The 18,765-nt window shown below is 37.8% G+C and carries 12 protein-coding genes and 2 pseudogenes; 6 read left to right on the forward strand and 8 right to left on the reverse strand.

All coding sequences use genetic code 11. From position 1 onward, the window contains the following. The 4 genes and pseudogenes from ACLKL2_RS03540 to ACLKL2_RS03555 all read right to left on the reverse strand — a co-directional run bounded on the left by ACLKL2_RS03540 (position 1) and on the right by ACLKL2_RS03555 (position 5,386). Complete coding sequence (locus tag ACLKL2_RS03540) at positions 1–180, reverse strand: Trm112 family protein (protein WP_113817496.1); 180 nt, start codon at positions 178–180, stop codon at positions 1–3. Beyond that, positions 174–1,145, reverse strand: coding sequence for a tetraacyldisaccharide 4'-kinase (gene lpxK, locus ACLKL2_RS03545; protein WP_413693392.1), 972 nt, complete (start codon positions 1,143–1,145; stop codon positions 174–176). The genes ACLKL2_RS03540 and lpxK overlap by 7 nt, the downstream gene beginning before the upstream one ends. Continuing rightward, a pseudogene (gene msbA, locus ACLKL2_RS03550) lies at positions 1,145–2,897 on the reverse strand (lipid A ABC transporter ATP-binding protein/permease MsbA). The gene lpxK and the pseudogene msbA overlap by 1 nt, the downstream one beginning before the upstream one ends. A 20-nt stretch (positions 2,898–2,917) precedes the next feature. After that, positions 2,918–5,386, reverse strand: a complete 2,469-nt coding sequence (locus ACLKL2_RS03555; protein WP_413693393.1) for a DNA internalization-related competence protein ComEC/Rec2 — start codon at positions 5,384–5,386, stop codon at positions 2,918–2,920. Between the two features lie 95 nt (positions 5,387–5,481). On the opposite strand from ACLKL2_RS03555, the gene ACLKL2_RS03560 reads away from it, so the two are divergent. Together ACLKL2_RS03560 and ACLKL2_RS03565 are read left to right on the forward strand one after the other, a co-directional pair. Next, positions 5,482–5,937, forward strand: coding sequence for a DUF2062 domain-containing protein (locus ACLKL2_RS03560; protein ID WP_413693394.1), 456 nt, complete (start codon positions 5,482–5,484; stop codon positions 5,935–5,937). A 103-nt stretch (positions 5,938–6,040) separates the two neighbouring features. Beyond that, positions 6,041–6,655, forward strand: a complete 615-nt coding sequence (locus ACLKL2_RS03565) for an outer membrane beta-barrel protein (protein ID WP_181817668.1) — start codon at positions 6,041–6,043, stop codon at positions 6,653–6,655. Between the two features lie 87 nt (positions 6,656–6,742). Here ACLKL2_RS03565 and pepN read toward each other — a convergent pair whose 3' ends face one another. Together pepN and ACLKL2_RS03575 are read right to left on the reverse strand one after the other, a co-directional pair. Next, on the reverse strand, positions 6,743–9,388 hold the full coding sequence (gene pepN, locus ACLKL2_RS03570; protein WP_413693395.1) for an aminopeptidase N: 2,646 nt from the start codon (positions 9,386–9,388) through the stop codon (positions 6,743–6,745). Positions 9,389–9,774: 386 nt separating this feature from the next. Further along, a pseudogene (locus ACLKL2_RS03575) lies at positions 9,775–12,476 on the reverse strand (bifunctional acetate--CoA ligase family protein/GNAT family N-acetyltransferase). Positions 12,477–12,781: 305 nt separating this feature from the next. On the opposite strand from ACLKL2_RS03575, the gene ACLKL2_RS03580 reads away from it, so the two are divergent. Next, positions 12,782–14,131: an MATE family efflux transporter gene (locus ACLKL2_RS03580; RefSeq protein ID WP_413693396.1), complete on the forward strand. Its 1,350-nt coding sequence runs from the start codon at positions 12,782–12,784 to the stop codon at positions 14,129–14,131. Between the two features lie 39 nt (positions 14,132–14,170). Here the strand turns inward: ACLKL2_RS03580 and ACLKL2_RS03585 are convergent, their stop codons facing one another. Together ACLKL2_RS03585 and ACLKL2_RS03590 are read right to left on the reverse strand one after the other, a co-directional pair. Then, positions 14,171–15,019 (reverse strand): M50 family metallopeptidase, encoded by an 849-nt coding sequence (locus ACLKL2_RS03585; protein WP_413693397.1) that lies wholly within the window; start codon positions 15,017–15,019, stop codon positions 14,171–14,173. A 27-nt stretch (positions 15,020–15,046) separates the two neighbouring features. Next, a complete protein-coding gene (locus ACLKL2_RS03590) occupies positions 15,047–15,955 on the reverse strand; it encodes a LysR family transcriptional regulator (RefSeq protein ID WP_413693398.1) in 909 nt (302 codons plus the stop codon). 160 nt (positions 15,956–16,115) lie between these two features. On the opposite strand from ACLKL2_RS03590, the gene ACLKL2_RS03595 reads away from it, so the two are divergent. The 3 genes from ACLKL2_RS03595 to ACLKL2_RS03605 all read left to right on the forward strand — a co-directional run bounded on the left by ACLKL2_RS03595 (position 16,116) and on the right by ACLKL2_RS03605 (position 18,649). Next, on the forward strand, positions 16,116–17,114 hold the full coding sequence (locus ACLKL2_RS03595; protein WP_413693399.1) for an NADP-dependent oxidoreductase: 999 nt from the start codon (positions 16,116–16,118) through the stop codon (positions 17,112–17,114). A 213-nt stretch (positions 17,115–17,327) separates the two neighbouring features. After that, positions 17,328–17,870, forward strand: coding sequence for a TetR/AcrR family transcriptional regulator (locus tag ACLKL2_RS03600; protein ID WP_413694240.1), 543 nt, complete (start codon positions 17,328–17,330; stop codon positions 17,868–17,870). Between the two features lie 140 nt (positions 17,871–18,010). After that, positions 18,011–18,649: a haloacid dehalogenase type II gene (locus tag ACLKL2_RS03605; RefSeq protein ID WP_413693400.1), complete on the forward strand. Its 639-nt coding sequence runs from the start codon at positions 18,011–18,013 to the stop codon at positions 18,647–18,649. Positions 18,650–18,765 lie beyond the last annotated feature (116 nt).

Raw genomic sequence — 18,765 nt, forward strand, 5'->3', positions numbered from 1 at the left:
TTACTCCTCGTCAGCACTCATTTTACGCGCTTCTGTATACAGTAATGCAGGAATACCATCTCGCACAGGATAAGCCAGGTGGTCAAACTTACAAATTAATTCGTTTTTCTGTTTATCGTAAGCTAATTTTCCTTTGCATACTGGACAAGCGATAATATCCAATAACTTAATATCTAGCATTTTATTTCCTTAATCTGTGTTAACTTTTCTAAAAACGGGTCTGTAAAATCAGCGGGTAATTGACCATCAATTGGTAAATACCACCAATGAGGTTGAGCAAATGAAGTACATTTAACTGCATCTTTTTCGGTCATTAACAGTGGTTTGTCAGTACTAAATTGCGCAAAATCACTTTCACTATAAGCATGATGGTCAGCAAAAGGTATTTGCTTATCTAGGCTAAAACCTTGTTCAATTAATGTATTAAAAAAGCGTGGAGGATAACCAATCGCAGCGCAAGCGTTAACACTTTGTTTTGCTAATTTACCTTCAACACCATCCACTCTTTTACACTCAGATGCCATTAAGAACATGGTTGACTCACCTTCATGAACCGCACCATTGTTAATAATAAAATCAACATCACGTAAACGACTAACCGATTCTCTTAATGGCCCCATCGGCATAATATGTTGATTGCCGTAGCGACGTTTACCATCAACAACAACAATTTCTATATCACGTTGCAATGCATAATGTTGCAAGCCGTCATCGGTAATAATCACATTCACATCACACTGTGTTGCCAAATAATCAGCGGCATTAGAACGAACGGGGTCAACCACAACAGGGATCTGTAAACGTTGGAAAATCAATACAGGCTCATCACCGGCAATTTTACCCGAGGTATCGCTAGTCACGAGTAATGGATAATTATCTGCTTTGCCACCGTAACCACGACTAATCACACCTGGTTTATAACCTTGTTCGATCAGTAACTCACAAAGGCTAATAACAAAAGGCGTTTTACCATTTCCGCCCACGGAGATATTACCAACCACCACTACAGGTAAGGGACTTTTATAACTTTGAAGCCAACCTTGCTGATAAGCATAACGCCGGCACACACTAATACACCGCATTAACATGGCAAAAGGCCATAACATCCATGTCCACCATTGCGTCGGCTTATACCAAAAAAGCATTAAAGCTCCCCAGCAGACTGCATCTGACTTAAACCATGATATATTTTTCCTAGCGCTAACAGCTCATGATGTGTTCCACGTTCAACTACTTCGCCTTGGTCGATCACTAAAATTTGATCCGCATGCTCGATGGTCGACAGGCGATGTGCAATGACAATGGAAGTTCTATTTTTTTGCAGTTCATCTAACGCGGCTTGAATATGACGCTCAGACTCTGTATCTAACGCGGACGTGGCTTCATCTAGAATAAGTACAGGTGCGTCACGTAACAATGCACGCGCAATGGCTAAACGCTGGCGTTGACCACCTGATAACATAGCGCCGTTTTCACCAATCACTGTGTTTAACCCTTCAGGGAAGTTATTAATAAACTCCATAGCATGCGCTGTTGTTGCGGCTTTTATGATGTCTTCTTCAGTATATCGATCTTCACTAGCGTAAGCGATATTGTTAGCAATTGTATCATTAAAAAGATGCACGTTTTGCGAGACAATTGCTACTTGGTCACGTAATGAAGTGAGTCGATACTCTTCAATGTTTTTACCATCTAACAAGATTTCACCAGAGTCAATATCATAGAAGCGTGTAAGTAGATTCGCGATGGTAGATTTACCACTACCAGAACGTCCCACTAGCGCCACGGATTGCCCTGCTTTGACATTAAAACTTACATTATTTAAAGCAGGTTTATCCCCTTTTGGATAAGTAAATACAACATCTTTAATACTAATATCACCATCTGCACGGTCAACTTCGTATGTGCCTTCGTCTTTAGCTACATTCATATCTAGCATATCGAATAAACTGGTACTCGCTGAAATCCCTTTTTGAATTTCATTATTAATTTGAGTCACACTCTTAATCGGTTTCATCAAAGCCATCATTGAACTAATAATCACCACAAACGTACCCGATGACAGTGTATCCATAATCTGTGGGAAGGTAGCAAGATATAACACAAATGCTAAAGCAAAAGAGGACAGGCTTTGTATAACAGGTACACTAATCGCATTTGCACTGGCCATTTTCATCTTTTGAGAACGAACGGTATTACTGACTTTTTCAAATTTTTTGTTTTCTACTTTTTGGCCACCAAACATTAATACTTCTTTATGGCCTTTCAACATCTGCTCAGAAGAAGTTGTTACTGTGCCCATTGCATTTTGTATATTTTTACTGATCTTTCTAAAACGTTTACTGACAATATTAATGGCTAAACCAACAATTGGCCCCACCACAAAAAAGACCAATGATAACTGCCAGCTTTGATAAAACATTAATGCAATTAGCCCTATCGCTGTTGCACCTTCACGGAATACTTTAACTAACGCATTACTCGCAGCATTAGAAACTTGAGTCGCGTCATAAGTTATTTTAGATAACAATTCACCCGTATTCGTTCTGTCAAAAAATGATACTGGTAACAACATTAGCTGGGCAAACAATTGGCGTTGTAATTTCATCACAACGTTATTACCCACCCAAGCCATACAGTAAGAGACTCATAAAAGCAGCTACACCCCGTAACCCCATTACAATCACAACAAAATAAGGCATCATTTCAAGTATAGTAGGATCTTTACCAGTGAAACCATCATCAATTAATGGTTGTAAAGACCAAATTAACGCCATATCAACAGCAGCATAACCAATCATGCCAATAATGGCGCCTACTAACGCTAGTTTAAAATCTTTAATATAACTAACAAGTCGCTTTAATATTGACCAAGCGTTTTCTTTATCGTTTTTCATTAATACACCAAATAAGAGATTTAGAATGCAAGATGCTGATGATACCAATAAGCAGCAAGATCTTCTCTATAAGTTTTTACTTCAATACGCTGATTTTGCACATTAAAGCGAATAAATCCAGTTTTAGCGGTTGTTAAATGTTCAACCCCCATCTCCTGGTAACGTTCGACCACGGATTGTATAGGAAAACGCCAGCGATTTTTATACCCTGCAGAAAATACTACCCAGGTTGGTTTAACTTGTTTGATGAACGCTTCACTAGAGGAGGTTTTACTGCCATGATGAGGTGCAATCAAAATATCAGAAGCTAACTTGCTTGATTTTTGTTCCTGATAAAATGCGTTCTGCGTAGTAATCAATTTCTGCTCTATTTTTTTGCTAATATCGCCAGTTAATAAGACACTATGCTGACCGTCACTCACTTTTAATACACAAGAGTTATCATTATTATTTTTACCTAATGTGATAGGCGCAAGTAACGTCATGGTTAATTGTCCAAGATAGATGACTTGCCCAGCCAAACATTGCTGATATTGTGTAATGTCAGCCATTACGGAGCTTGCATTAAGCACACTTGCCTCGCCTGAAAAAGCTTGTGTGACGGAGAAAGCATTTTGAATCACTTTAGCGCCACCAGCATGGTCATTATCGCTGTGGCTGACCATTAACACATCCAATGTTTCGACCCCTTTTGCTTTTAAATAAGGTATTAATGTACTGTTCGCAACAGCATAGTGTTCACCATAACTTGGCCCAGTATCATAAAGTAGATGTTGCCCATCACTACTGATTAAGATAGCTAGCCCTTGTCCAACATCAAACACCTCTACCTGCCATGATGCTTGTTTTTGATATGCTTTCTCCAGCCATGTCACACAACAAAAAAGTAAAAAGATCCCCATAAAACCGTAGCGAGCTTTATTACTAACCACAAAAAAACGACTGTACAAGCAACTAAACAGGTAAAGTAATGCAAATAACAAAAGACTTAATAAACTGCTTACTGAAAAATCCGATAAAGCCATGTAGCCATTTGTGAAGGGCTCTGCATAATCAAAAAAGATAACTAATAGATGATCTGCTAAAGAAAGCAATGAATAACTTATTGAATCAGAAATTAGAACAAACAACGCACCTGATAACACCACAGGAATAATCACCCAGGAGAAAAGAGGGATTGCTATCAAATTAATCATTAAAGCAAAACTACTCACTGCAGAAAAATTAATTAACTGAATCGGTAACATGAACAGCGTTAACATTAATTGCAATAACAATAAGTTTTTAACTACTAACCAGCTCTTAGCTATCAACACCTGCCACCAAGAGAGTTGTTGATTAATGGGTACTTGCCTGCCTTTCATTAACCACAAGAAAATAACAATCCCACACATAGCGGTATAAGAAAGCCATAAACTATTACTCAAGATGGCTAAGGGATCAAACAATAGCATCACCCAAAAACAGATAAACAGCAGGTCAAATAAAGCAATTTTTCGTTTACTCGACAACATGATGATGCTCAAAAGCAGCATCAATAAGGCACGTTGAGTAGGTAATGAGAACCCAGATATATATCCATAGCCAATACAAACTATCAAACCAAACACATTAGCTAATCGCCAGGATGTCCACCCTAAATGATGGATTGGCATTACCCATTTACACAGGTTATATAACAAAACAAATGAAAAAACGAAGAGCAAACCAATATGTAAACCGGAGATAGCAAATAAGTGAGCAATACCTAAACTAGCAATTGTATTTTTATCTTGCACACTGATTAAACTTTTATCAGCAAATATTAGTGTAATAATAGCGCCTTGATGTGATAATCCTTCGGTCAATTTTAGTACGTGATTATATATTTTAGCGCGCCATGAAATAGCCGAGTCTATGGTCATTACATGTTGTTTAATCGACGCAATATAGGCAATGTGTTGTGCATACCGCCACTTTTGACGATCAAAACCATCTGGATTGGCTTTTCCTTGTAATGCTTTAATACGCACCTTGAATTGATGTACTTGCCCTGCTTGTACTATTAATGTTGGTCTAAACCAACGCATTTCAATTAAAGGACAAATAATACAAGCTTGTTCATTGATAGCGGTCATACGAGCAACAAAATAACCACTATTTTTTGTATTGATTAATGATTTAACCTGCACTGTTATGGTATTGTCTTGTGCCTTACTATTCTCAGAGATAAAACTCATTAAGGATTGATGATTATTATTTAATAAATTATCTACTTGAGTGTTATTATGGGTTGTTATCGAATGGTTAATACCAAACAAAGTGGTATAAACATAAAAACTAAAATACAGGGCTGTAATAGGAACAATGGTTAGATAGCGACATCTTGGCCAACACATCAAAATAACAATAATATAGGCACAACTAAGTAAACCACTCTCATTTAGTAACTGTGGCCAATATAGAGTGGTAATAAAAGTAACAATAGACAAGCTTATTGTTATGCGCATTTCTTTCCATTTAAGTAGATAAAGTTTAATTATATGCCAAAAAATTTATTAAACGTTTTTCCCCAAATCCGGAGACATTAAAGTCACATCCTCATTTGCAACGTTTTGGTTCAAAATTACAAAATCCTAATCTCTGGCATTTAAATCGACGTAGTGCTGCTGGTGCGGTTGCTGTAGGTTTATTTTGTGCTTGGATGCCAATGCCATTTCAAATGTTATTAGCGGCATTCTTAGCGATGTTTTTCTCAGTGAATATGCCTATCTCTGTTGCTTTAGTTTGGGTATCAAACCCGCTGACTATGCCACCACTGTTTTATTGTGCTTATCGTTTAGGCGCATTTATTCTTCATGCCCCTTTATTAGATTTTCATTTTAAGCTGTCATATCATTGGATCGTTAATGCCATAGAAACCATCGCCCCGCCACTATTTTTAGGTTGTGTGATCCTAGGGTTAATCAGTGCAGGATTAGGTTATTGGGGGTTTACTCTATTTTGGCGCTATAGTTCGATTCAAAAGTGGAAAAAACGTAAATCTTATAAGAAACATTAAGATAAAAAATAAATAATTCGAATTTATATAGAATTTACTTTACTCTATTATTTTTATAACTTCTCTTCTCATCATAATGATTAAATTAGAATATGGATATTGCATGAAAATACATCAAAAAGCGATTTCAACATTATTGTTAACGGCCTTATCAACGCCGGTTTTTGCAGAACGTTTAGTGAACCCAGAGTCTGGCTATAACAATGATTATATTAGTATAACTGGTTTCTTAGGCTCCCGTATTGACCTAGATTATGATGATGGTACAGATATAAACGACCCAGATGATGGAGCACGTTTTGCACAAGCAATTGCATTAAACTGGAGTTATAAAGAAAATTCAGAGGGCGAGTTACTCTTCTCTAATAGCGTTCGCTCTTCTGGTGATACAGATATTTACCTTCAATACTTACATTTTGGTGGCCGTATCTTATTCCAAGATATCTCACCTTTCTCCACCAGTATCGCCTTAGGCGTGGGTGGTACACATATTTTACCAGATGACGATGATTACAGTTCAGCTTACGCTTTTTCAGCAAGTGCAGCCGTAGGTATGCGTTACCAATTAAATCAACATTTTGCACTGCGTAGTGATTTCAGAGTATACGGCACACTATTACGTGAAGGCCATACAGAGTCTTTCTGTAGTGGTGAAGATTGTGCAGATGGTTACTTAATTGAAGCAGAATTATTAGCGGGTATTGAATACAAGTTTTAATATTTGTTGAATTAATCAACATTTAATAATTAATTTAAGCAGCATAATAAAAGGCCAAATAGTTCAACTATTTGGCCTTTTTATTTTCTATTGTGCTAATGCTTTAGTCACTTTCTCATACAGATCAACAGCTAAATCTGGCAATGCTAACAATCTGTTTAATTGTACTTTAATGAGTGCTACACGTTTTTCATCTAAACGTTTGAATTGAATTAAAGGCGTAATTAAACGAGACGCTACTTGCGGATTTTGACTATTCAACTTAATCAACTGATCCGTTAAAAATGCATAACCACTACCGTCAAGGTTATGGAAGCGATAAGTATTATTTTGTGCAAAGGCACCCACTAATGAACGTAAACGGTTTGGATTACTAAAATCAAAACTACGATGATCAAACAATGCCTCAATGTTTTTTAGTACATTATCAGATGGCATACTTGCTTGTAGCGCAAACCATTTATCCATCACTAAGCCTGTTTCAAACCACTTATCATCAAAGGCTTGCATGACAGATGCACGACACTCTAATAAACCACTGTTTGCAGCATTTAAAGCACCAAGATAATCAGTCATGTTATTACATGCTTCAATTTGTGCTAAAACGTATTCGTTTGCTAACTTTTTATCTACACGCGCAATAAATGCCAGCGCACTATTTTTTAGTTTACGTTTTGCAATATCTTCTATATCTGGTTGATACGCTTTTAACTCGTTATGGCGTAAGTATGTGTCTACAAATAGTTCATGCAGTTGCGTTGCGATCTCTTGCAACATAAAGTCACGCGCTGTGTGTATTGCATCAATGTCGACAATATCAAATAGCTCACGTGCACCGTTTTCACTGGTAAATGCAAACATATCAGCCACTAATGATGGATCTAAATCTTCACTCACTAATACAGATTTAAAACCATCAATAAAGATTTCTGGTAACGATAGCATTTCTGCATTCTGTAACGCTTTGACGTTTTTAACCAAGTATTTGTTAAATAGCGTTTGTCCTGCATCCCAACGAGAAAATTCGTCACTAGCAAAACTCATAATATCCAATAACTGTTCATCACTGTAAGCATATTGATATTTCACAGGTGCAGAGAAACCACGGAATAAACAAGGAACCGGCTTGGTTAATACATTCTTAAATACAAAAGTTTGCTCTGTATGAGTGAGGCTTAGTACTCGGTTAGTTTTTCCTGGTAATAACTCAATAGCATTACCATTACTGTCCAACAGCTCAATATCAACTGGAATATGTAGCGGCAGTTTTTTCTTTTGATCCGCAGTTGGTAGTGTCTTCTGTTTAAAGGTGATTTGGTAAGTATGGTCTTTACTGTTGTAATGATCCGTAACATACACTTGTGGTGTACCCGATTGCGAATACCAACGTTTAAATAAAGTTAAGTCGATACCACTTGCATCCTGCATTGCAGCAACAAAGTCATCACAGGTAACGGCTTGTCCATCAAAACGTTGTACATACAACTGCATACCTTGTTGGAACTTATCTTCACCTAATAGAGTATGCATCATACGGATCACTTCAGAGCCTTTTTCGTATACCGTTAAGGTGTAGAAGTTATTCATCTCCATGACACTTTCAGGACGAATTGGATGCGACATAGGCCCAGCATCTTCTGCGAATTGATAGTCACGCATAGTCATTACATTGGCAATACGGTTAACACTTCGGCTACCTAGATCAGAACTAAACTCTTGGTCACGGAATACAGTTAACCCTTCTTTCAAACTCAATTGAAACCAATCACGACAGGTAATTCGGTTACCAGTCCAGTTGTGGAAGTATTCATGGCCAATAACCGCTTCGATACCTAAGTAGTCTTGATCCGTTGCACTTTGTGAGTTCGCTAATACAAACTTAGAGTTAAAGACGTTTAGGCCTTTATTCTCCATGGCGCCCATATTGAAGAAATCAACGGCCACAATCATGTAGATATCTAAGTCATACTCTAAATTAAAGCGTTGCTCATCCCACTGCATTGATTTTTTCAGGGAGATCATTGCATGTTGTGTTTTATCTAAGTTACCTTTATCAACAAATAAGGCGAGTTTTACATCTCGGCCACTTTTAGTAATAAAGTTATCTTCTAGGCAATCGAAATCACCAGCCACCAGCGCAAATAGGTAAGCAGGTTTAGGGAACGGATCAACCCATGAAACAAAGTGACGTCCATTTTCTAAATCACCTTGATCTACCTGGTTACCATTTGATAATAAATACGGATACAGTGCTTTATCGGCAATCACTTTAGTACTGAATTTAGCTAATACATCAGGGCGATCTAAATAATAGGTAATACGTCTAAAACCTTCCGCTTCACATTGTGTACAGAACGCATCGCCAGATTTATACAAACCTTCAAAAGCTTGATTAGCAACAGGATCAATTTCAGTGTTAATTTCTAACGTAAATGAAGCAGGCAATTGATTAATAACAATACCATCTTCAGCTAGTTGGTAATCTGAATATTCAACACCGTCTACTAGAAGGGAAACTAAGGTTAATGCTTCACCGAATAAAAATAACGGTGTGTTATCAGTACTAACACGCGTCACTTGGCTAATAGCTTTTACTTTTGTTTGGTTATCAAACAGATCAAACTCAAGGTCAATAGTGGAGATAGTGTAATTTGATGGACGGTAATCACTAAGGTGTTTTTCATGCGGATTTCTTTCAATAACTTCTTCTACGAGAGAGTCAGATTGGCTCATTTTTATACACTCTTAAATCAGGGCAAATTAATACGGTTAATATACAAGAAGGCTGCTTATTTACTAAGCCTTATTTGTATACTAATAACAATCACATTCATTACATTGTTTATTTTACTGGTTAAAAACTTATTTCATTTTCATCACTAACACAAAAGAAACTCACCTTTGTAGCAACTTATTATTAGAGTTAAGTATTACCGCCTAAAAGTTGAACAATTTATGTAATGCCAGTGTTATAACCACGACAATATATTTACGTTTATTTTTTATTTATTGTTAATATTCAATCACAAATAGGGGAAATTGATCAGCGTTTATTCACTTTGCACAAGAGTAAATCGGCTAACAACAATTAAGGCTCTGTATTTGTATCAGACTTCCCCTTATTTTGTAAGTTCCATGTGCATATTAATAATGCCTTCCTCAATATCACGCTCTATTTTAAAACCGAGTTTTTTAGCTAATTTAGCCATACCAATATTGTTTAACATGGTCATGGCGACTAAATAACGTGTACCTTTTGATTGTTGATAAGCAATCATCTTATTTAACAATAAAGACCCCATGCCTAACCCTTGTAAACCTCGACTTACTATCATGCCAAATTCTGCTTCAATATTATCGGGGTCAGTAGACGCTCGAATCACAGCAACAATATCCTGCTCCTCTCCGTCAACATAATTAACCGCAATAAATGCCATCTCTCTTTCATAATCTATTTGGGTCAGCATGGCCATCTCTTCATGAGTCATGGAACCACGTTGTGAAAAATAGCGTTTATAACGATCTTCTTTAGTTTGGCTATTATCGAAAAGTTGATGACGGACCTCATCTTCAGCAGTAATTGGTCTTAATAAAATAGTTTGTCCATTTTTTAGATCAATGGTTTCTTCGAGGTGTTTCGGATAAGGGCTTATTGCAAAACGACAAGGTAAATTGGCTTCACTCTGAAGCAAAGTGATCTGGCTATCGACTATGGTCACTTTATTGCCTGCCACTAATACTGGGTTTAAATCTAAATCTTCAATTTCAGGATTATCTAATAACATCTGAGACAACTGAGTTAGCATCAAGCATACTGCCTGCATATCAAAATCCTGCACTTGTTGCTTCACTTTTATTTTTTTATCTTTAATACCTTGAATCACTAAATACCGCGCTAATGCCATGTTTAAAGGCGGTAACGCAACCACTGCATTTTCTAATGTAGTTTGTAAGTCCCTGGTATCACTGTCTTGAGAAATAGCAATCACAGGCCCAAAGATAGCATCCTGCTTAATCATAACGCGTAACTCAAGAGCCAAACCAGAAGCCACCATTTTTTGTAGGGTAAACCGGTCAACTGTGCATCCGGTAATGATTTTTTTACACGCTCAGTGATCGACCTTAGCGCGGAGTCTAGTTCACGCGCATTATTAATATTTAACATGACCCCATGAACTTGCGATTTAAACTGAATATCCGGCGAGTTAATCTTAACCGCTAACGGATAACCTATGATTTTTGCTTTCTCAATGGCATCTGTAATATCCATAGCAATATGCGTTTCGATGGTATTAAGATGATAAGCATCGAATAACGGTTTAGTACAATAAGTACTGAGTTTAACTAGCTGCTCATTATCTCCTTGGTTTCGTTCAATAAGCATCTCTTTAATGAAATTTGTTGCAGCATTTGCATCGTAGACAATATGTTCGGGCACACTAGTTGGTGTTTCCATTAACAGTTTTTTATTGCGACGATATTGTACTAAATGCATAAACGCAGTGCTCGCACCGGTAGGCGTTCGAAAAGTAGGAATGCGAGCGTTAGCAAAGATTTGTCGTGCTGGTCTTGCTGCAGCTTCTCCGGTCCAGTTAGTTAAAATATTAATTTGCTTACGTCTAGGGTGTCCTTTAATCGCCTCAACAATCGCCAACGCCGTCTCTTCGCTATTCGATAAAGCAGAGGGAGAATGAATAATTAAAATAGCATCTACCTGCTCACTATCCATCAGGTGTTTTAAGGCTGTTGCATAACGTGTTGGGTCTGCATCTCCGATCATATCAATAGGATTATTGTGCGACCAATTATCCGGTAAACAAGCATTAAGCTTATCCATTAACGGGGCATCAAGCTCTGCTAAACGCCCTCCTTCTTCTACTAGGTTATCAACAGCAAGCACGCCCAACCCGCCACCATTACTGACTATCGCTAAACGTTCACCATGTAATGCACGGGAATAAGCAAGCGTTTCAACCGCAGCAAACAACTCGTGTAAATCATGTACACGCAACATACCCGCCCGTTTAATGGCAGCATCATAAACACTATCGTGTCCAAATAAGCCACGGCTATGTAACGCAGCGGCTTTTGCTCCTAATAAAGAGCTGCCAGACTTAATGACTAACACGGTTTTATGTAGAGCAATGGCACGTGCAGCAGAGACAAAGGCGCGAGCATTATCAATATTATCTATGTACAACAAGATGGATTGCGTCTTGCTGTCACGCGCAAGATAATCTAACACTTCAGGAAAACCAATATCCTGCGCATCACCTAATGAGACAAAAGCTGAAAACCCAATGCCTTTGCTGCTCGCCCAATCCAATACAGTGGTGCACACAGCAGCTGACTGTGAAACAAAAGCAATATTTCCTGGCAATGCATTACAATGGGCTAAACTGGCATTCAATGAACTATGCGGATTAATCACACCTAAACTACTCATGCCTAATAAGCGAATATGATGTTGTGTCGCTAAGCGGTAGATTTCATTTGAAGTACTTGCTTGTCCTTCAGTGGCAACAATAATAGCAGCAACACAGCCTTTATCAGCCAAGGCAACAAGAATATCTGGAATACGTGCTTCATTGGTACAGATCACCGCTAAGTCCGGCACGATCGGTAAATCGGCAATAGTTTGATAGGCTAATACACCATGTACTGAACGGTGTTTGGGAGTGACCGGCATAATAGGGCCATTAAAACCTGCCGCTAACAGGTTATTCATGACTAAGTACCCTGCCCGCTTAATATTCACGGATGCTCCAATAACAGCAACAGACTTAGGGTTAAAGAAGTGCTTCAATGACTGCAAACTCATAACAAACCTATCTCATACAGTGAGTATAAATACCAAGAACGAATAGTTTACCTATTCAAATAGAAGTTGCTGTGTTTTTTAAATAAACTAAGAGGCTTATCATCTATTTTTGTAGGATACCCTTAATTTTATATTCACTTCAATCAGCTCTTTTAAAAGCAAAACCACTAATTAAAATAAGTCTATTAATTATAATTCCATGGTTGTAAAAATAACTCTGCTGTTTTTGTATTTAAAGTAAGAATTCCATTGCACCGCGCAGCTGATCACCCTAAACTCGCTGTTTTGTCTGAGTGGAGTCAGTTGTGCCTTTTGTTGTTGAATCTAAAAAAATTATCAAGCTTAGCCTGCCTTTATTTATTGCGCAGTTTGCTCAAACAGCGATGGGGTTTGTTGATACTGTCATGGCCGGTGGTGTCAGTGCAACAGACATGGCAGCGGTAGCCATAGCAGCAAGTATTTGGCTACCCTGTATCCTGTTTGGTGTGGGTGTATTGATGGCTTTAATTCCATTAACAGCACAAGCTCATGGTGCAAATGATTTAGCGAACATCCCTAAAACCGGACAACAAGGTTTATACCTTTCGTTATTACTATGTATCCCCGTTGCTATAGTATTATTCAATGCCAGTTCATTAATGGTGATCATGGAGATTGAAGACCGTTTAGCAGAGATCACCACACACTATCTGTATGCAATGATTTTTGCCATTCCCGCTTTTCTCATCTTCCAAGCGCTACGTAACTATATTGAAGGATTATCGCTGACTAAACCTGCAATGGTCATTGGCTTTTTAGGATTATTACTTAACATTCCATTAAACTGGATGTTTGTATATGGTGAATGGGGTGCGCCAGCATTAGGCGGTGTTGGTTGTGGTGTGGCGACAGCTATTGTTTACTGGTTTATGTGTATCGCCCTTGCTGCCTACGTGTATTACACGCGAAAATTAAAACATTACCCATTGTTTACGCAATTTACTAAGCCAGATTTCAAGCATATTTATCACATTACTAAACTCGGTTTGCCAGTCGCTGTTGCACTGTTTTTTGAAGTTACCATCTTTGCTGCCATTGCAATATTAGTCGCGCCTTTAGGGGCAAATGTGGTTGCTTCACATCAAATCGCCATTAACTTTTCCAGTATGATCTTTATGTTACCTATGAGTATCGCAAACGCCGTCAGTATCCGCGTTGGTTTTAACTTAGGCAAACAAAGTAATAATGGTGCAAAGCAAGCAAGTTATGCTGGTTTAGCGATCGGCTTAGGTCTTTCAATGGTCACCGCCCTATTCAGTATTATTTTTAAACAACAGATTGCAGAGCTTTACTCACATAATATTGAAGTGATTGAACTAGCCATCACTTTAATTTTACTGTCGGCTATTTATCAATGCGTTGATGCTATCCAAGTGGTTGCAGCCGGTGCTTTACGTGGTTATAAAGAGATGTCAGCTATTTTTATCCGTACTTTTATCTCCTACTGGGTAGTTGGATTACCCTTAGGTTATATCTTAGGTATGACAAACTGGTTAACTCAACCAATGGGGGCTATCGGGTTTTGGATAGGGATCACAGTAGGCTTAACCACTGCTGCAATTTTATTAGGTCACCGTTTACACAGCATTCAAGGTAAAAAGTTTGCCGTTAGTTAATAATGATTGGCGCTAATAACAGTAGAAAAGTTAATGGCGTCATTTGATACTCATCACTAACAACAAACAACGGGTAAATAACAGAGGTAATAACAACATACTCGCTAACACTATGCCTATCAAATAAGCCATGGACACAGTATTAATCATTGCCCCCACTTCAGAAAACCAAGTTAATTCTAAATATTGATTGATCAACATCAACAGAATACACACCACAACAAAAGTGAATAGCCCGCCACTAATGCCCTTAATATCTTCTGCTGAAGGGGAAAGGTGTAAGCTGATAGCTGCACAACAATAAACCCATATCCCTAATTTAAGGGGATCATCAATATAAGCTTGTTGAATAATCGATGCCAGATCATGGGTTAGATTGAGTAGACTGCCAGTTTGTAATTCACTTAAACCATTAACGAGTCCATTCTGCAATAAGTTAAACAACGCAATAGCATTGTCTAAACAAAGCCAAGTAACTAGGTATAAAGCGAATAATCCTCCTAATAGTGGTGCAATGGCAATAAAGAAGTTTCCCATTACCTGCCATAGATTACGATTATTATAGGAGTGTGTAACATAACCTAAAGTGCCCTTTTGATCTGGGCTAAATAATAAGATTTGTTTAAGTTTATGGCCAAAAACAATACAAGCAAAAGCATGACTTAATTCATGAATGGGAGTGCCTATCCAAGCACTGATATAGATGGCTTTACCACCAAACAGTTGCATACTGGTTTTAAATACTAAGCGCTGTAATAAAAATAATACCGTCACTAACAAAATAAACAGACTAAGATGATTGAACGCACTCAACGTCTGTTCAATCAGCAGATCAAAGCTATTATCTACGACACTGGGTAAAAGGCTTAATTGTGTTGATAAGTCCAATGTAGTTCCTTTTATTAGATCATATACTTAGTGATTAAGGGCATTGATTCTTGCCACTATAAAGTCGATCGCGGCTTTTAATTTTGGTACCTGATAACGCTGCTTTTGATACAACAAGAAAATACCTAAATTAGGATTTTGTGTGACCGTTAATGCAGGTTTAATATCTAATTCAATCAATTCACCGGTTTTTAAACAGTTATATAAGGCCCATTTTGGCATCATTAATATCCCTTTACCCGCAATGGCTTGTCTTAATAGCCAGTCGCCATTATTGGTTATCAAATAGGGTTTTGCCGATACATCATGCCATTGTCCATTAATTTCACACAACCAAGGTGTTGGACCAGCGGGTGTTTTAAAGAATAAACCTTGATGTTGTTTAAGTTGCATCACATCAGTTATTTCGCCTATATGCGCCATATAACTTGGCGATGCAACTGTAATAAAATCGTTATCCATCAGTTTAATTGCCACAACCCGCTCATCTGGAGCATAACCGCCACGTATCGCCAAATCGACTTCATCTCTTGCTAACGTAGACAATTCATCACTTAAGGTAACATTCAAAGTAACTTGAGGGTATAAATCATAAAACTCATCTAATAAAGGTAATAAGACTTTCTCACCGAAGCCTACGGTTGAGCTTATGTTAAGTACCCCCATCGGTATGGTTTGATAAGCTCGCACCGATTCATCACTGAGTTCAAGGCTACGCAATACCTCACTAACTTGCTGATAATATTGTTGTCCTATTTCTGTTAAAGACATTATGCGTGTAGAGCGTTTTAATAAGGTGGCCCCTAGGCTTTTTTCAAGATCTGCGACTCTCCTCGATAGCGAGGAGGGAGGAACAGAGAACATCTCAGCGGCTTTAGTAAAACTACCCGTTTCTACCACTTGCACAAAATACTTGAGTGCGCGTAACTGATCCATATTTAGCCCTTTTAAGTAATTAAGAATCAAACCTTCTATTATTGTCTTTATAACAATAAAGAAGCTCATTTTAAGGTATATATTCTATTATTAACAGTTGTCATACTGATCTCCGTTGGTTCACAACATACTCTTTTATATTAATAACGAGGAAAATAACATGACAACATATACAGCAATTAACCTCATTAAACACCATCAAGGTGGTCATGTGGATCCATCTATTTTTGAAGTAGTTGAGAAAACGATACCCGAAGTGGCACCAGGCCAAATCGTAGTAAAACAAAATTATATGTCACTTGATCCTGCAATGTTTGGATGGATGACTCCAGATATGAACAGCTATATTCCGCCAGTTGCCTTGGGCGACGTAATGCGCAGCTCTGGCATTGGTGAAGTGACTGTCAGTAATCACCCTGATTTTACCGTCGGTGATCGCGTCATGGGAATGATGGGATGGCAAGAATATTATTTAGGTGATGGCAAAGGTTTAAATAAAGTCACCGCTGACTTACCAGATGAGAGTATTTTGTCTGTCTTTGCATTACCAGGTTTAACTGCTACACAAGGTTTATTTAACGTAGGTAAACCACAAAAAGGCGAAACCTTAATCGTAACCGGTGCTGCAGGCTCGGTTGGCTCTATTGTTGGGCAATTAGCAAAAGCTGATGGTTTACGTGTAATTGGTGTTGTTGGCAGCCAAGAAAAAGCAGATTGGATCGTCAACGAACTAGGATTTGATGCCGCGATTAATTACAAAAGCGATGATTTAGCTGAGCAATTAGCAAAAGCAGCACCAGACGGTATTGATGTTTTCTTTGAAAATACCGGCGGCCCTATTCAGAATATGATTATAGATAAAATGAATGCACATGGTCGTGTTGTGGTGTGTGGCTTAATTTCAGATTATCACAGTGATACACCTGCACCAGGTCCAAGCTGGTTAAATGTCATCAAACGTCGTATTACTATTCAAGGTTTCACTATGCCTGATCACTTTCATAAAGTGCCAGAGTTATTAGAAAAACTCACTCCTTATGTGATGGCAGGAAAAATCAAGCATAGAACACATGTATTAGAAGGAATAGAGTCAGCTATTGATGGACTCAACTTATTTGCGACTGGTGGCAATAAAGGAAAATTAGTCGTTAAATTGTAATCATTTATTACATATATAAAGATTAATTTCACAGCTAAGCACTAACTTTCAACTCGTTAGTGCTTTTTTCAAATCCATTTTACTTGCGTAAAATTCCTGCTTTTCTAAAAATCCACTTGTAAATTTATCTAAGATATTTATCATAAACTAAAACTAACCGATCGTTTAGGTAAGGAAGATGGCACGTAAAAAAACTATGAAGACAGTGAAGTTATCGCCAAAGCCACAGAACTATTTTGGCGAAATGGTTATCACAATACGTCGATGAGCTTACTTGAATCCACCATGGGCATTAATAAGTTTTCTATTTACGCCAGTTTTGGTAGTAAACAAGGGGTTTTTCTTGCGAGCTTAAAGGCCTACAGAGACCAACACTCTTCAGCCTTAATTAAACTTAAATATAGCCAAGCAGGTGTAGCAGATATCAAACAATTTTTTTACGATTGCTTAACCATTTATGGTGCCCAAGATACTAGTAAAGGTTGCTTGATGACTAATACACGTTTGCAAATTAACAGCGAAGAAGAGACCCTAATCATCAATGAAATTCAGTCTTTTGTGGATTATCAACGTCAACTGTTTAGCAAAAAGCTTCAGGAACAGAATGTCAGTGAGCAACAAGCATTAAGAATAGCCGACTATTTAATTATTGCTAAACAGTCCGTATCCGCTGCTTCAAAAGTACACCCTATTGAACAAGTACATAATTTTATAGAGATCACCTTCGATGCAGTCAATGCAAAGCTACTTAATTAGTTTCTTATTTAAAATATAAATGGACATATAACAGTATTTATTCATCTATTATCTAACCAATCGTTTAGTTTTAATCGAGGTTAAATTCATAAACCGCCCAAGTAAAAGTAAGTTTGATTGGCGCAACATAAGGAATCAACATGACACGTAATACTATCTTATTTGATATCAATGAAACCGTGCTTAATTTAAATTTGTTAAAGCCCAAATTTGCACACGCTTTTGGTGATGAATCTGTAATGGGTTTGTGGTTTTCTACCCTATTACATACATCCACTGTATGTGCCGTTACTGGGTTAAGAACTGGCTTTGCGACACTGGCTGGTGATGTTTTAAATAATATTGCAGCGCGGACTCAAGTGACTCTGAGCAAAGAAGCACGAGATGATATCCTGTCCACATTCTCAAGTTTGTCGGCACATGATGATATCAAACCTGCATTAGCAAAGTTGCGCGACCATGGCTATCAAACGATTGCTTTTTCTAACTCATCACAGGCATTGATTGAAAAACAGATTAACAATGCTGGTCTGAATGACTACTTTGATCAAGTATTGTCAGTAGAATCAACCGGTAGTTTTAAACCTGACCCTAAGGTTTATCAGTTTGCAGCAAACCATTTGAATAAAACAATTAACGAACTTCGTTTAGTAGCAACGCATGATTGGGATACACATGGCGCGATGTCTGCTGGCATGTTAGCGGCTTACATTGACCGTGCTGGTACACCATATAATCCACAATATTTAACCCCACCATTCATGAGCAAGATATGCTGACTGTGGTTGAAAAGATTATCGAAGCAGATCACAAGTAAATATTTCTTTTAATTTTTACTTTCCTCCTATTTATACTTTTTACTAACAAAAAAGAGCTGCCCTTTTCAGGAGCAGCT

The sequence above is a fragment of the Psychromonas sp. KJ10-2 genome (assembly GCF_047323255.1).
Lineage (GTDB): Bacteria > Pseudomonadota > Gammaproteobacteria > Enterobacterales > Psychromonadaceae > Psychromonas.

Bases quoted from the DNA above. Each gene is read 5' to 3' on its own strand.
- ACLKL2_RS03540 (WP_113817496.1), bottom strand. From the start codon at position 180: ATGCTAGATATTAAGTTATTGGATATTATCGCTTGTCCAGTATGCAAA.
- lpxK (WP_413693392.1), bottom strand. From the start codon at position 1,145: ATGCTTTTTTGGTATAAGCCGACGCAATGGTGGACATGGATGTTATGG.
- ACLKL2_RS03555 (WP_413693393.1), bottom strand. From the start codon at position 5,386: ATGCGCATAACAATAAGCTTGTCTATTGTTACTTTTATTACCACTCTA.
- ACLKL2_RS03565 (WP_181817668.1), top strand. From the start codon at position 6,041: ATGAAAATACATCAAAAAGCGATTTCAACATTATTGTTAACGGCCTTA.
- pepN (WP_413693395.1), bottom strand. From the start codon at position 9,388: ATGAGCCAATCTGACTCTCTCGTAGAAGAAGTTATTGAAAGAAATCCG.
- ACLKL2_RS03590 (WP_413693398.1), bottom strand. From the start codon at position 15,955: ATGGATCAGTTACGCGCACTCAAGTATTTTGTGCAAGTGGTAGAAACG.
- ACLKL2_RS03595 (WP_413693399.1), top strand. From the start codon at position 16,116: ATGACAACATATACAGCAATTAACCTCATTAAACACCATCAAGGTGGT.
- ACLKL2_RS03605 (WP_413693400.1), top strand. From the start codon at position 18,011: ATGACACGTAATACTATCTTATTTGATATCAATGAAACCGTGCTTAAT.